Here is a 15,117-nt window from a genome sequence, read left to right as displayed (position 1 = left end):
ATAGAATAAGAGAAATATGAAAGCTACCTCTATATAATCTCGATAATAGGGTTCGAGAGTTTCTAGCGAGTAACCGTAAATAGCTCGACTATGGAGGCAGATAAACGTACGTTTTTTATCTGTCTTCTTGTTACAAGAGGGCAGTTTTTTATAAAAATGGTAAGGTTAAGGAAAGAAGGAGCTGACAGGTTTGCAAGTAAACAATGAATTAGTACTTGTATTAGATTTTGGTAGTCAATATAACCAGTTAATCACACGACGGATTAGAGAATTTGGTGTCTATAGTGAGTTGCATTCCCATCGATTAACAGTTGAAGAGATTAAAGCAATGAATCCCAAAGGAATTATTTTATCTGGCGGTCCATATAGTGTGTATGATGAAGATAGTTTTCGTTGCGACGAAGGTATCTTTGACTTAGGTATTCCTGTGTTGGGCATTTGCTACGGCATGCAATTAATGACCCATCATTTTGATGGAAAAGTCGAACGAGCGAATGAACGTGAATATGGTAAGGCGGATATTCATGTCACCGACAATGCAAAGCTATTTACAGGCACGCCAAATGAACAAACCGTTTGGATGAGTCACAGCGATAAGATTATCGAAGCTCCGTCTGATTTCGTAGTGGAAGCAACAAGTACATCTACACCAGTTGCAGCTATGAGTAATGAACAAAAACAAATGTATGGTGTCCAATTCCATCCAGAAGTACGTAACACGATTTACGGAAATGATTTATTGAAGCAATTTGTTTTTGGTGTTTGTGATTGTACTGGAGATTGGACAATGGCTAATTTCGTAGAACAAGAAGTAGAAAAAATCCAAAACATAGTGGGCGATCGTAAAGTGTTATGTGCCTTAAGTGGCGGTGTGGATTCTTCTGTTGTAGCCGCATTAATCCATAAAGCAATTGGCGATCAATTAACGTGTATTTTTGTTGATCACGGCTTACTTCGTAAAAATGAAGGCGACATGGTGATGGAAACCTTTCGTGATGGCTTCCATATGAATATTATCAAAGTGGACGCGCAAGATCGCTTTTTAAGTAAGCTAAAAGGGGTCACAGATCCAGAGCAAAAACGTAAAATTATCGGAAACGAATTTATTTATGTGTTCGATGATGAAGCAGATAAATTAAAAGATATGGACTTCCTTGCACAAGGTACACTGTATACCGATATTGTCGAAAGTGGTACGGAAACAGCGCAAACAATTAAATCGCACCATAATGTTGGTGGCTTACCAGAAGACATGCAGTTTGAATTACTTGAGCCATTAAACACATTATTTAAAGATGAAGTACGCGCGCTTGGATTAGAGTTAGGCGTACCAGAAGCAATTGTTTGGCGTCAACCATTCCCAGGACCAGGTTTAGGTATTCGTGTACTAGGCGAAGTAACACCTGAAAAAGTGGAAATTGTTCGTGAATCAGATTGGATCTTGCGTGAAGAGATTGCTTTAGCGGGTTTAGATCGTGATATTTGGCAATACTTCACTGTCTTACCGGACATCAAAAGTGTCGGTGTCATGGGTGATGCCAGAACGTATGACCACACGATCGGTATCCGTGCTGTAACCTCTATTGATGGCATGACATCGGATTGGGCGAGAATCCCGTGGGAAGTATTAGAGAAAATATCGAATCGAATTGTGAACGAAGTCGACCATGTTAACCGTATTGTGTATGATGTGACGAGCAAGCCACCAGCTACGATTGAGTGGGAATAAATAACAAAAATAATTTGAAGTGAACAAGCCTATTTTACAATGTCCATTGTGATTGTGAACTGTAAAATAGGCTTGTTCTTATTTGGTTCCCCACCATTTCATCCCCCCAAAAAGAGAATATCTTTGGTGGGATATTTATAGTTTTGATGTTATTCAAATTGCATTTATATTAGATTTTGTAATGCAAACGAAATGTTGATTTGGTATTATATTACTATAATAAATATTTCATTTAAGAATTTATAAAAAAGGAGGAACCTGTAATGAAATATTTTAAAATTCTATTCCAGCCAAATGAAAAGAATCCTCCTTTTTATAAACAGGTTTTTTTGAAGGATTGTATTGTTAGTAAAAAGGGTTATTCATTCGCAATCCCATATTCTCCTCAAGATTTTAATGCTTTTTTGATGGATGACCAAATCTATAATATCTTTGTTTATAGTACAGTGAAGCAACTTATGTTGAGTAATCATAAATACCTGAACCTTATACTAATGCAAGATAGGTTCAATTTATCACTGGTAGACTGTAAATTTAAAAATTATGAAATTGAAGATTTGTTAGAAGGTGAAGAGTTTAATTTAGAATCAATAGAAGCTTTACTTCAAAATCAAGATTATGAGATTATGCAGTTATTTTTTAGATCCAAAGGTAACCATATGGTTACTTTAAAATCAAATGGTGTTTTAGGAATTGATAGTGGATTGTCTGAGGAAGAATATATAGATGTAAAGAAACTAATAGAGTTTATTAGCTTTGGGCCGAGGATGCTGGTATGAAAAATAAAGTGGTACAATTATTTAAAACTTTTGCAATTACACTTTTTGTTGCGTTCGTAGCTACTAATAAAGAAAATTTCGTATATAATTTCATAGAGAAATTAGGCTATGAAAGTGATTTGTTAAAAAAAACAGTATTGAGTGCTTTGATAGCACTTTTCATTGGGTTAATGTTGGAAATATCTTCATATTTAGTAGGTAAGATAAGAACTAATTTTAAAAGAATGGATGTAACAGTTAATACTAAACTTAATGGAAATAAAAGAACTACAATGAAATTTTCACCGACTAATTATGAATACTTCTCAAAAAATGTTGAAATTGAAATAATTTTAAAGCCACAGGGATGGATACCAACATTATTAATTAAAAAGCTTGGAATTTCATTTGATATTTATTTTAATCCCGAATTATTAGATATTTCTTTTCGTGATAAATGGGATAATAATTTAGATGGTATATATAAGTTGTATGAGCGCAGAATATCAATTAATCTGTTAGAAAAAGTGAATATTAAAGGAAATTCATTTAAAGAGAGACCGTATAAATTAACTGAACAGTTTAATGTTAAGCCTATTAGAGTTAAAAATGATGAGACTAGTTTGGATTTAGTTATAATGTCAAGTAAATTTGTTAAAATTGTAAGGTTAATTTCTAAATGTCTGATAAAGGTTAATTTTGAGCCTTTAATAGTAAGTTGTAAGGGGGAGGAGTAAGTTAATGAAATCCAAAGTAACTTGTAAATTATTTAAGTTAACGAAGATAAATAGTTTAATTGATGTCAAAAAAAATATTTTAAATAGAAAATATACTGACCCTCTTAAAATCGCATCACGTGACAGCAAAAAGGCAGAGCATTTATCGGAAGAAGAAAAAAACTTTTACTTTACTTGGGGAGAAGTATCTCAACAAAATGACATATCATTCTATGATATTAATGAACAAGAAGATAGTGTTGAATACTTTTTTGTTCCTGCGGATATTGAATTTACAAAAAGGAAAAAAAAGGATTCAAATGGAAATTTTCTTTCTAAAGCGAATAGAGTAAACTATGCGCAAATAATGGTATACTTTTTTAACATAAAAGACTCTGTACATTTAATCATTTGTTCATCTAATGAATTTCATGTAGATAGAGTGAAAAAATTAGTTGGAACCCAGTACATATCCAAAATTGATGATGATTATCAAATGCCACCAGATTTGTTTAATTGGCTATTTTTTAAATACACTCAAAATGCAGGATTACTAGATGATGGGATTACTTTAATGAATATAAGTGGTTTTATCGGTAATATAGGTGATGAGCATAATATTTTTAGTGGAACTTCTGACCAGACTTCAGAACTAATAATAACTAAAGCTTTTATAAGTAACGGAGAGACGTTAAAGACAATTACTGCAAGATTAAGAAATGCTGATATTGATATTGTTTTTACACTTGATGACATGTCTAACACTCAAATCTTTGTCAATCAATCATCAAAATTGAAAATGTTTGAGGCTGAAAATAATGAGCCGTTTTTTATTGTTTATTTATATAGCTATTTAATACCTAAATTAAAATCTCTATACAATAATTCAGCTAAACATTTTCTAAGTGAAGAAAAAAAGCAATTTAGAATACAAATAGGTTTGGAAGTAATAGAATCTATAATAAAGAAGAATTTACTGGATTTAAATGATGTTGCAGCATTATTTGAAACTTCTTCAACGTTCGACAAAAAAATTGAACACAAATAATTTTGAAAGCCCTCACTAAGGAGGGCTTTTTTAATTTAACTAGAGGAAAAATTAATGTTTCATCATCTACGAGATAAGCTAGTTTGTAAAATTAAGTGCAACAGTTCTTCTTGAAATGCTTCGTGTGTAATTTACCAATTTATATATTTTCTGGGTCTGTTATTGATTAGATTTAGTGCATGTTCTAGTCAAGCAAAAATGCAAAAGTATCTTTAACATGATCCGACATTGTATGCAAATAGTAATATGAAGTTTGGTTCAATTATTTCCTTTGTATCTAAATCGTGCCAAACACATCACCTAATCGTGACACACAAAGCACACCAGGCTCTTTAATATCTCTACACCTGGAGTGTACTTATGAAAAATATATATCATTTCTTTTTTTCATTTCTATCACAATTTTTCATTTTTATATAGTTATAAACCAAAGATAAAATAGTTATCAAAACCAATAAAGAAATCACTAACTTTGATTTCAAAGGAGAAACGTAATCTGAATTAGAAATTATGGTAATAAGTATAATTACAATGGGTACTTGAATTAAGTTCCATAAAAATTTCTTTTTAGAGTTCCATCTCCAATAGTTCATTTTCCCCCTCCTCGTATAATATGTTTAAGAGCCCATCTTAGAGGGATTTCCAATTGAATACCCCTCGGGGGGCCTTAAAGGTCATATTCGAAACGCAGAATGTGTATTGTTAATGAGAAAGTCATTGCTTTCTCTCCTCACAGCCATATCGGACTGCTTATTTAGCCTGCTATTCGTCGTTCATCACGAAAAAAGGTTTAACCACTGTTGTACAACCATTATTTCTGCTATATTTTGATTCCCATTATATAATAATCTATTAATGCCGATTGAACCATAACAGTGTCTAGGTAGCAAATGTCAAAAAACAATCTGGATACAGTGTAGCTATAAATGCTCTTTTTTTGAATCAAGTGCTAATAACGAGGCAGACATCAATGACTCCAGGTCAGAAAAGTTTTGATTATTAGATACCACCATAGGAGGTGATGGCTATGTTTCAAACAAGCATTTGTTCTTTCATGATTCGGCCAATGCGATGGCGTGAAACGATCCAGCCTTTCTTTTTTTGTTCTATTTTAATCTTTCGTTACCCGTAATTACTTCGACTTTGCTTGAAAATATCAATAATCAGATCGGTTAATTCTTCTTCTTGGTCATCACGGATTTTTGCTTCATAATAGTACGTACTTCTAGCGATTTGAGACATGAGCACATTGTACCTGCGATTACTCGGTACATAAAAACCGTTGCTGATACCGCGTATTTGTGACGGTTATTCCGGATCACATCTACTTTCGTCCCATGATCAGCGCGGCCTGCTTTTTAGAGTATCTAGCATGTTAAATGTGGAGATACTTTTATACCTTTAGGTGCAAATATCGTTTTCCATGGCTAGTTTTTGATTTTCTTTCCGAAGTTTGATTAACTCTTCTTGTTCCGGTCTGCGATTGTCTTTTTCCTGAAACGACCCATTATCATGATACTGTCGAACCCACTTATCAAAGGAAGAAGGTGTCAATTCGTATTCTCTTCTAATCTTCGCACGAGGTTTGCCAAAGACGTATGCAACTGTCCCATTTGTTCTTTGAACGCTTTGGAAAAACTTCTTCTCGTTCTTCTGGTCATTTTTAACGCCACTTGGTTTGTAATTGAACCAAATCTAACAACTGACCTTAACTAATTTGTCCAACTAAGTGTAACCGCTCCATATCATATATTTCTATTTTATAATAAAAAAACTAAACTGTGTAAGTAAGAGTGGTACGCTCTCTTAACTTACACAGTTTAGTTTACACTCCCTATTTAGAGGAAATAACATTCGTATTTTGAGTAATTAAATTTTGTTTTGCCCCAGCCTACTCCTTAGCATCGCTATAAACACTCCCCATTTGTTTCAATAACTTCCTTATACCAATAAAATGATTTCTTTTTGTATCGTTCACTTGTTCCATTACCTTCATTATCACGGTCAACATATATGAAACCATATCGTTTTTTCATTTCGCCGGTTCCAGCACTTACCAAGTCAATACAGCCCCAAGAGGTATACCCTATTAAATCAACCCCATCATCTACTGCTTCAATCATTTGTTTTAAATGCTCACGCATGTATTCAATCCGGTAATCATCTTCAACTGTACCATCTGCTGTTAATTCATCAACAGCACCAAGCCCATTTTCAACAATAAAGAGTGGTTTTTGATAACGATCATATAGTTGATTCATTGTTACCCTCAACCCAATTGGGTCAATTTGCCATCCCCAATCAGATGCCTGTAAATATGGATTTTTTAGTGATTTAAAAGCGTTGCCTGATGTAGATTTCTTGTTAACCTCTGGATCTGCACTTGTTAATCGCGAGGAATAGTAGGAAAATGAAATAAAGTCAACAGGGTAAGCCTTTAATAATGCTTCATCACTAGGTTCCATCTCAATCTTTACATTCAATTCCCGAAACAGCCGATTCGTATAAGATGGATATTCCCCCCTTGATTGAACATCAATAAAGAAATATTGCTTCTGATTTTCCTTTACTGATTTTAACATATCATCTGGATGACAGGTATATGGATAAATTTCTGCTGCCGCTAACATGCACCCTATCATAAAATTCTCTCCATTAATCTCCTTGGCAGCCTTTGTCGCTAAACTGCTTGCAACTAATTGATGATGCGCAGCTTGATACTTAACTTGATTCGCATTTTCATCATCTTTTATAATTAGTCCTCCTCCAAAAAACGGAATGTGCAAGAGCATATTAATTTCATTGAAGGTTAACCAATATTTAACCTTATCTTTGTAGCGATCAAGAACGACCTTTGCATAACGCTCATAAAAACCTACTAATTTACGATTGCGCCATCCGCCATATTCTTCAATAAGGTACAATGGTGTATCAAAGTGATTTAACGTCACTAATGGCTCGATGCCATACTTCCTACATTCATCAAATAGCTGATCGTAAAATTCCAGACCTTTTTCATTTGGTTCTGCTTCATCCCCTTTTGGGAAAATACGTGGCCAAGAAATTGACGTACGAAATACTTTAAACCCCATCTCTGCAAAGTGTTTAATATCCTCTTGGTAGGTATGATAAAAATCAATAGCTTCATGACTAGGATAATGACTATATTCCTTCGATAACGCCACTTCCGGATTAAATAAAGCTTCTCTTCGTTCTTCACCAGCTGGTAAAATGTCAACTAAAGATAACCCTTTTCCATCTTCCTTGTATGCCCCTTCTGCTTGGTTAGCGGCTATTGCACCGCCCCATAAGAAGTCTTTCTTTAATACCATAATTATTTCCCCCTTATTATTTTTTCATCAGCAGACATTTATCAAAAATAAGAAACTAATTTATATTTTGATGAGTTTTGATTAGGAAAAACTGGTATGCATTAGGAACCTACATACCAGTTATAAACTTTTTAACAAACTAACTTTCAATTTGATTATTCTAGTGATTCCTGTGCAGATTCTTCCTCCTTTACTGCTTGCTTGTCTATTATACGGAAGAATGGGTAGTAAATAATACCTGATAAAATAATCATTAAGATTTGTAGCACTAAAATTGAAAACCCACCTTGGATGATTGCATTAAAAAATGCTGGCGTTCCAAGCGGTAAGTGTGCCCCCGCCAATTTTGTAACTAAACCTGATGCCATTAAAAAATAAGGTATAATCGATACTACTAATGGCGCTAAAACGAATGGAATCGCTAGATATGGATTTAATACAATCGGCAATCCAAAGATTAATGGTTCATTGATACCAAAGATTGATCCCGGTAAGGATAATCTACCTAACGTTTTATATCGTTTACTTTTAGCCATGAACGTCATAATAATTGCAAGACCTAATGTTGCTCCCGAACCACCAAGCAGAATGAATAATTGAGCAAATCCTGTGTTAACAATATTCGGTAACTCTTCTCCAGCTGCCAGGGCATCTAGATTTTCTACTCCCAATGGCATCCAAATACTTAAATAGATTGGTAAAACAACTAGCATACCATGAATACCTAAAAGCCATAAAACATGAATAACAAGAATCATTGCAATAAGTGACCAGAACCCACCACCCAAGTTTTGAAGAGGTGTTTGAATAAATGAATAAACAACTTGATGCATGCTACCATACGTTGTAGCATCAAAAATGGCACTTATTATTGTAAACAACACAACGATTAGAATTCCTGGAACTAAGCCTGCAAATGTTTTGGAAACAGTTGGCGGTACACCATCTGGCATTTTTATCGTTATACCTTTGTCCACTATTAAGACATAAAGTCTTGCACTTATTAAACCAACGATAATTGCTACAAACAAGCCTTGAGCACCTAAGAACTGAAATGGTAAAACAGCCGATTCATCTAATAGCGCTGTTGGTGTTAATACAAAGAAAGACATAAGTGCGATTAACCCTGCCGGTGCACCATCTTTGTCAAATGCTGTTGCCAATCGATATGCTATAAAAAATACTGCATACAGAGCAATCATATCTATCGTGTACTGAGAAGGTAAATCTAAGATAGGTTTTAACCCTGTATTTGTAATAAAATCTTGATAGGGTTCAATTGCCATACCACTTAATAACGTTGAAAATGCACCAATGATTAAAGCTGGAAGCGCTGACATTAATCCGTCAGAAACTGATTTTAAATACTTATTGGAACTTATTTTCCCTGCACCTGATTGCAATTTTTGCTGAAAGTCTGCAATAGCCATAATATAACTCCTCCCTAATTATAATTTATTTTGAATCAATTAAATCAATTGCCCAGTTTAGTACTTTTTCTCCATTCATTGTGCCATAATCGATACTATTAATTACTTCCACCGGTATGCCTCGTTCATCACCATACTGCTTTTCATAATCTGCTTTTAAATAGGAGACTTGTGGTCCAAGTAATAAAACCTCAGCTTCGTCAATATATTTCTTGACATCCCCACCAGAAGTTGCAGTAATTTTAATTTCTTCATCCTTATTTACAGCTGCCTTTTCCATTTTGGTGACCAACATACTTGTTGACATACCTGCTGCACATACCAGTAAAATGTTTTTCATATTAATTACCTCCAGAAAGTTTTTTTATTTTTTTATTTAAATCAATAATTTCTAACGAAACGTCTCTAACACTCATAGCATTCATCAAATGATCTTGCGCATGAACCATTAACAATGATACCTCTGTTTTATCTCCTCTTGATTCCGCTTGAATAAGATCCGTTTGAATACGATGTGCTTTATTTAACTCTTCATTTGCGCTTTCCACGAGCTCGTCAGCTTCTTCAAAATCTAGATTTTTTGCAGCAGACATTGCACGCATGGCATAACTTCTTGCATTGCCTCCATGTACGATTATCCCCATGATTACTTCTTCATTATCCAATTTGAAACCCTCCTTTTTTCTTTATCTGTTGTTTATCTTTCTTAGATCTATCATAAATGTAAAACGCTTTCATCTAAAGCCAACTTTTTTCCTTATCCAACGGAATAAGAAAACCGGGAAGAGCACCTGGTCTTTAAAAAGATTAACTAAACGGTCGAATATCGTTACGGCAACAAATGAACACCCTTTCTGCAGGTACGGATTCAGCTAATTCGGGAAAAGATTACTTCCGAATGGATCTTCAGCTCGTACTGTTCTGCTAGAGTTTCGTCTATTTGTTGCCTTCACTTATGTAGCTCATAATGATTATATTTGCTACTGTTTTCCAATCTTTTGCGCATTATATAAAGATGTTGCTTCCAGGAACGCAGAGTGTATTTCCTTAGCTGAAGCAATGCTTTAAAATTTTATATTCCCTTATAAAAGCCCTTAAACCTTGATGTGTCAGCCAAAAACTTATGCTTACTTAGCCTACAAGATAATCACCATTTAAAAGTGTTACCTACTATTTTTATTCTTTTTCTTGCAAATAAAAAGAATGCAACATAATTGGTCACATTCTTCTTAAGATCTCATATACTTCTTCTTTGCTTGAGCAATTAATTAACTGTTTAATCACTTCTCGATTATCAACAAATTTTATTAGATTATTATACATCGGCTCAAGTTTTTCTTGATTAACATCGGCAACATGAAGAAGACAAACAAATTGTACTTTGTTTTCTCCCCAATCTATTGGCTTCTCTAATGTAGCAAGTGTCCAAAATGTCTTATCCGACTTCGGTACTAATGGATGAGGAATTGCTACCAAGTTACCATAACTTGTTGAAGCGGCTTTCTCTCGATCCATAATAGACTCAACTATACCCTCATCAACTCGCTCTTGTTCTATTAATTTATTTCCTAAGAATGTAATCACATCAACTGGTGTTGAAATGGATAAATTAAGATAAATTAAATCTGGATCTAAATATCTATTAATTAGTGACATACTTCTATTTTCAACAATTGCTGTAATTTCATTTAGTTCTCCATCACCTAGAAGTGTACTAACTACGACATGAGGAATTGTAATCCATTCTGGAAGAGATACCGTACTAATAATAAAATCAATGTCGTCTTCGCTATACTTAGGTAAATTATGCAATTCCGTTGCCGCTATAATGGTTAACTGATTACCATATTTAGCACGCAATTTATAAAATAACAGCTGTGAGCTTCCGAGCCCTGTTGTGCATACAATTAAACAACGCTTTGGCTTCGTCTGTAATTTAGTCCGCTCAATTGCAGCTCCAAAATGAAGCGCAATATAGCCGATTTCATTTTCATCAATTTTTATATTGTGTGTCTTTTCAATAACTTTACTTGCAATAACTCCAGCTTCAAATGCTACAGGATAATTTACTTTAATTGCTTCTAGCATTGGGTTACGAATATTCATGTGATGCTTATAGCGGTGGATAGCTGGTTTTAAATGAATTGCTATACCAGCATATAATTCTCTATCCCCTATAATATCTAATCGTAACTGCTCTTCTACTTGATGAACTAATTGGTCAACTGTTTGTAAGATTGATTTATCAAAAGTGTTTTCAATTTCAGACTGCTTCTTATTTAAAAATATTTTTGTTCCTAATAAATGCATGGCCACATAGTAAATCTCAACATCTGGAAACGTTAATTGTACCGTTGACTCAATATCCTTAATAATGAGTTCAGCAACTTGATACTCTTTTTTGTTTTGGGTATCTTTTTCATCGCGATTCACTAACGATATATATTGTTCATTTTTTATCCGGCGACAAGCAATTGCTATATGCACAACCAAGTTGTGTAGAGCAATATCCGATAAATTAAAATTAAACTCCTTTAATCGTTTTAAAACCGTTAATCGTATTTGATCCATTTGGTCATCTGGAAGAAGCCATGCTTTTTCATTATTATTTTCACTGATTGTGGCAGTTCGCCTAAATAATATTTCCGCAATACAGTAGCGTATATGCTTCTCTTCACCACTAACCTTCAACCCATAATTAGGTTGTTTGATTAAGTCCAATTTATACTTGTTGAGCACTACTTTGACATCTTTTATATCGTTTTTTAAAGTGGATCGACTGACAAACAAATCTTCAGCTAGATCTTCAATTTTCAGATAATCTGGGTACAATAGAAACCTCTTAACTAAATAGTGGACACGGTCTTCTGGTTCAACAGGAATCGATTCATCAGGGTCAATTAAACTCTGGATAAACTGCTTAAACTCATTCTCTTTAGCAATATCTAAATGGTAACCATGGCCACGAGCCGAAACAATCGTTGCTCCAGATCCTATCAATTCATCATTTAGCTGTTTAATGTCATTCCGAATTGTTCTAGAGGTTACTTGTATTAGTATTGCTAATTGTTCACTAGTAATTGGATTACTCTGACCTATAAGCTCTTTTAGAATTTGCTGTTGTCTTGTATTCATAATCAGCCCTCCTTACCAACCGTCTTCTTTTATTATAAAGCGTTTACAAGCGTTACTGGGACTGATTTTTTCCTTAATCTAAGGAAATATGTTGTTTTATACCTATCAAACTTAAAACCAATCTAGAAGTTATACGATTATTTCGACATTTTTTGACGTTTTATTTAATTTTAAGTATAACATGAATTTTTCAAGTCTGTTTAAATTTGTTTAGCAGCCTCCTTTCTATCACTTAAGAATGCTTTAGTTAAAATGATAATGATGGAAACTGACATACTAATAGTTTGCCGTTATGTTCAATCCATGCAGCGACACGAAATATTTAGTTTTCCTTCATTTAAATCTATCGATAGAAGATGGTGCACGATCACTTCCAGGTGGACGCATGCAATATGGGGAAACAAGTGAGGAAGCGATCAAGCGCGAGATTTTTGAAGAAACAGGCGTAGCGTTGATACATACGAAGTTATTTGCAGTGATAGAGAATTTTTTTCAATACAAACAAGGGTTTCATGAGCTTTTATTTATTTATAAGGGGGAAATTCCTTTTCAATCGGACTACCAAGGGAGAGATGCCGATGATCAAGTGATTGCTTGGACGAGTTTGGATAATGTGAGCGAGTTAAAACCTAGCGTGTTAGTTAATCTGAAGAACCAAATGGCCAAGGAAACCATCCTACATCTAGTTAGTGTAGATGATTCTATAGGGAAGTAAAGTAATACTAGTTTTACTATTGGAATGGACCTGGGTGTATATTATTTTTGAAGCTACAATTCTTTCGATTATGATTACCTAATATGTGTATAATAAGTATAAAGGTAGTATCCAAGAAAAAAGGAGTGAAGCGCATGTGTGAATCCATGAAGCAACGTATGGAATTTTGTAAACAAGTTGGTAATGGCTTACCTGGAGCGAAAGTCTATTATCGTGAGGATTGGGATGCATTTTATTTTGATTTATTAGGGAAATATTTTGGGTTAATGTCCTCGGAAGCAAACGAAAATGCGATTATTACATTGAAAGGATTACCAGATGAGAATGAAGCGCTTCGGCACATGTATGCGGATATTATTCCTGGTTATTACAGTAATAAGCGCCATTGGAATTCGATCATGCTAAAAACAGAAGTGCTTTCTAATGAAACGATTGCACAAATGATCAAGCAATCCTATCAACTAGTTTTGGACAAGTTCCCGAAGAAAGTAAGAGCTACCATTATTGATGAAACCGCTTAATTAGTTAGCTTAATGTCTATTTTTAGTGATAAACAAGCCTGTACACACGAACGATTAAGTTGAAATATTTGTTAACATTCGTTTTTATCTTGACTGAAACATGGTTCCTTAGTATCATATACATTGTACAAAAAATAAATAAAAGATCCGTCGTATATTCTTGAGAATATGGCTCTAGAGTTTCTACCGACCACCGTAAATGGTCTGACTACGAAGAAGAATGATTCCTATTTTTATAGAATAAGCAATCTTGCATTTTTATGATGCTTCATTATTCTTATCTTCTGACTAGTTATTAGAACACTCTTGCTATGAAAAGTAAGGGTGTTTTTTATTTTTTTGAAACACTTGATCAAGAATGCGAACGAAATGAGGGGGAAGAAACGTGAAGAATTTTTTTGAGTTTGACCGATTAGGTACAAACTTTCGTACCGAAACGATGGCTGGGATCACTACATTCTTAGCGATGGCTTATATTTTATTCGTAAACCCAGCGACACTTGCGGCAGAAGGAACGGGGATGGATAGTGGAGCGGTTTTCACTGCGACGGCATTGGCTGCTGCCCTAGGTTCATTAATTATGGGACTTGTAGCGAAATATCCAATCGCTTTGGCACCCGGGATGGGGGTTAATGCGTTCTTTGCTTATACGGTTGTTATGGGAATGGGGATTCCTTGGGAAACAGCTCTAAGTGGTGTTTTAGTATCTGGACTTATTTTTATTATATTAACGCTTTCCGGTATTCGTGAAAAAATTATTAATTCGATTCCATCGCAATTGAAAATGGCGGTAGGTGCTGGAATTGGTTTGTTTATTGCTTTTGTTGGGTTTCAAAACGCTGGTATTATTGTAGGGGATGAGAGTACAGTTGCTACATTAGGTGATATAACTAGCGGAAATACATTGCTTGCTGTGTTTGGTGTACTTGTTACGGTTGTGTTAATTACACTTAATGTTAGAGGCGGTGTGTTCTATGGTATGATCATTACGGCAATTGCAGGTATGATTGTTGGTTTAATTGATCTACCAAGTGGGGTTGTTAGTCAACCTCCAAGTTTAGCACCAACATTTGGTCAGGCATTTACACACTTAGGTGATGTGTTCACATTACCAATGATCGGTGTTATTTTAACGTTTTTATTTGTTGACTTTTTTGATACCGCAGGAACTTTAGTTGCAGTTGCATCTAAAGCAGGTCTGATGAAAGATAACAAACTTCCTAGAGCAGGTAAAGCATTATTTTCTGATTCTGCTGCTACCGTTGTTGGGGCAACTTTAGGTACATCTACTACTACTTCCTATGTCGAATCGGCAACAGGTGTTGCGGCAGGTGGACGTTCTGGTTTTACCGCAGTCGTGTCTGCTATGATGTTCTTGTTAGCATTATTTTTCTCACCACTCTTAGGTGTAGTAACAAGCGCAGTAACTGCACCAGCTCTAATTATTGTCGGGGTCATGATGGTGAGTTCATTAAAAGATATTGAATGGGACCAATTTGAAATTGCTGTACCTGCATTCCTAACCGTAATCATGATGCCACTTGCATATAGTATTGCAACTGGTATTGCTGTAGGATTTGTCTTTTATCCAATTACCATGATCGCTAAAGGTAAAGTAAAAGAAATCAATCCGATTATGTGGTTCTTATTTATTGTTTTTGTATTATACTTGACGTTCTTAAGTTAGTAGACAAAGCTCTAGTGTATAAAGGTGCACTGGAGTTTTTTGATAA

Annotated in this window: 12 protein-coding genes, 1 pseudogene and 2 riboswitches; of the genes and pseudogenes, 7 read left to right on the top strand and 6 right to left on the bottom strand. The window is 34.6% G+C overall.

All coding sequences use genetic code 11. The annotated features are described in order from the left end of the window. Window positions 1–9 precede the first annotated feature (9 nt). Window positions 10–111: riboswitch (purine riboswitch) on the top strand. A 79-nt stretch (window positions 112–190) separates the two neighbouring features. The 4 genes from guaA to DES48_RS13425 all read left to right on the top strand — a co-directional run bounded on the left by guaA (window position 191) and on the right by DES48_RS13425 (window position 4,251). Beyond that, window positions 191–1,729 (top strand): glutamine-hydrolyzing GMP synthase, encoded by a 1,539-nt coding sequence (gene guaA / locus DES48_RS13440; RefSeq protein ID WP_113869899.1) that lies wholly within the window; start codon window positions 191–193, stop codon window positions 1,727–1,729. 263 nt (window positions 1,730–1,992) lie between these two features. After that, window positions 1,993–2,508 (top strand): TetR family transcriptional regulator, encoded by a 516-nt coding sequence (locus DES48_RS13435; RefSeq protein ID WP_113869898.1) that lies wholly within the window; start codon window positions 1,993–1,995, stop codon window positions 2,506–2,508. Then, the gene (locus DES48_RS13430; protein WP_113869897.1) at window positions 2,505–3,224 is read left to right on the top strand and encodes a hypothetical protein; all 720 of its coding nucleotides are present in this window, start codon (window positions 2,505–2,507) and stop codon (window positions 3,222–3,224) included. Before DES48_RS13435 ends, DES48_RS13430 begins: the two co-directional genes overlap by 4 nt. Window positions 3,225–3,228: 4 nt before the next feature. Next, entirely contained in the window at window positions 3,229–4,251 is a 1,023-nt protein-coding gene (locus tag DES48_RS13425; protein WP_113869896.1) for a hypothetical protein, read from the top strand. Between the two features lie 1,035 nt (window positions 4,252–5,286). On the opposite strand, the pseudogene DES48_RS13415 reads toward DES48_RS13425, so the two are convergent. The 6 genes and pseudogenes from DES48_RS13415 to DES48_RS13390 all read right to left on the bottom strand — a co-directional run. Next, window positions 5,287–5,912 (bottom strand): annotated as a pseudogene (locus tag DES48_RS13415) (IS3 family transposase); the annotation flags it as partial. Between the two features lie 246 nt (window positions 5,913–6,158). Next, window positions 6,159–7,583 carry a 6-phospho-beta-glucosidase gene (locus DES48_RS13410; protein ID WP_113869894.1) on the bottom strand — a complete coding sequence of 475 codons (1,425 nt, stop codon included), beginning with the start codon at window positions 7,581–7,583 and terminating at the stop codon, window positions 6,159–6,161. 155 nt (window positions 7,584–7,738) lie between these two features. After that, the gene (locus DES48_RS13405) at window positions 7,739–9,013 is read right to left on the bottom strand and encodes a PTS sugar transporter subunit IIC (protein ID WP_113869893.1); all 1,275 of its coding nucleotides are present in this window, start codon (window positions 9,011–9,013) and stop codon (window positions 7,739–7,741) included. A gap of 25 nt (window positions 9,014–9,038) precedes the next feature. Continuing rightward, window positions 9,039–9,353, bottom strand: a complete 315-nt coding sequence (locus tag DES48_RS13400; protein ID WP_113869892.1) for a PTS sugar transporter subunit IIB — start codon at window positions 9,351–9,353, stop codon at window positions 9,039–9,041. 1 nt (window position 9,354) lies between these two features. After that, on the bottom strand, window positions 9,355–9,678 hold the full coding sequence (locus tag DES48_RS13395) for a PTS lactose/cellobiose transporter subunit IIA (protein WP_281269248.1): 324 nt from the start codon (window positions 9,676–9,678) through the stop codon (window positions 9,355–9,357). A 553-nt stretch (window positions 9,679–10,231) separates the two neighbouring features. After that, window positions 10,232–12,148 (bottom strand): BglG family transcription antiterminator, encoded by a 1,917-nt coding sequence (locus DES48_RS13390; RefSeq protein ID WP_113869891.1) that lies wholly within the window; start codon window positions 12,146–12,148, stop codon window positions 10,232–10,234. 292 nt (window positions 12,149–12,440) lie between these two features. Between DES48_RS13390 and DES48_RS13385 the strand changes: the two genes are divergently transcribed. The 3 genes from DES48_RS13385 (at window position 12,441) to DES48_RS13375 (ending at window position 15,071) form a co-directional block, all read left to right on the top strand. After that, window positions 12,441–12,863: an NUDIX domain-containing protein gene (locus DES48_RS13385; protein ID WP_113869890.1), complete on the top strand. Its 423-nt coding sequence runs from the start codon at window positions 12,441–12,443 to the stop codon at window positions 12,861–12,863. Between the two features lie 134 nt (window positions 12,864–12,997). Continuing rightward, window positions 12,998–13,384 (top strand): MmcQ/YjbR family DNA-binding protein, encoded by a 387-nt coding sequence (locus DES48_RS13380; protein ID WP_113869889.1) that lies wholly within the window; start codon window positions 12,998–13,000, stop codon window positions 13,382–13,384. 130 nt (window positions 13,385–13,514) lie between these two features. Next, window positions 13,515–13,615, top strand: a riboswitch (purine riboswitch). Between the two features lie 154 nt (window positions 13,616–13,769). Continuing rightward, window positions 13,770–15,071 carry an NCS2 family permease gene (locus DES48_RS13375; protein WP_113869888.1) on the top strand — a complete coding sequence of 434 codons (1,302 nt, stop codon included), beginning with the start codon at window positions 13,770–13,772 and terminating at the stop codon, window positions 15,069–15,071. Window positions 15,072–15,117 lie beyond the last annotated feature (46 nt).

It is taken from the genome of Paraliobacillus ryukyuensis (assembly GCF_003315295.1).
Classification (GTDB): domain Bacteria; phylum Bacillota; class Bacilli; order Bacillales; family Amphibacillaceae; genus Paraliobacillus; species Paraliobacillus ryukyuensis.
The sequence above is the reverse complement of the archived record's forward strand: the minus strand, read 5'-3'. Positions and strand labels throughout refer to the sequence as shown.

Bases quoted from the DNA above. Each gene is read 5' to 3' on its own strand.
- DES48_RS13435 (WP_113869898.1), top strand. From the start codon at position 1,993: ATGAAATATTTTAAAATTCTATTCCAGCCAAATGAAAAGAATCCTCCT.
- DES48_RS13430 (WP_113869897.1), top strand. From the start codon at position 2,505: ATGAAAAATAAAGTGGTACAATTATTTAAAACTTTTGCAATTACACTT.
- DES48_RS13425 (WP_113869896.1), top strand. From the start codon at position 3,229: ATGAAATCCAAAGTAACTTGTAAATTATTTAAGTTAACGAAGATAAAT.
- DES48_RS13410 (WP_113869894.1), bottom strand. From the start codon at position 7,583: ATGGTATTAAAGAAAGACTTCTTATGGGGCGGTGCAATAGCCGCTAAC.
- DES48_RS13405 (WP_113869893.1), bottom strand. From the start codon at position 9,013: ATGGCTATTGCAGACTTTCAGCAAAAATTGCAATCAGGTGCAGGGAAA.
- DES48_RS13400 (WP_113869892.1), bottom strand. From the start codon at position 9,353: ATGAAAAACATTTTACTGGTATGTGCAGCAGGTATGTCAACAAGTATG.
- DES48_RS13390 (WP_113869891.1), bottom strand. From the start codon at position 12,148: ATGAATACAAGACAACAGCAAATTCTAAAAGAGCTTATAGGTCAGAGT.
- DES48_RS13385 (WP_113869890.1), top strand. From the start codon at position 12,441: ATGTTCAATCCATGCAGCGACACGAAATATTTAGTTTTCCTTCATTTA.
- DES48_RS13380 (WP_113869889.1), top strand. From the start codon at position 12,998: ATGTGTGAATCCATGAAGCAACGTATGGAATTTTGTAAACAAGTTGGT.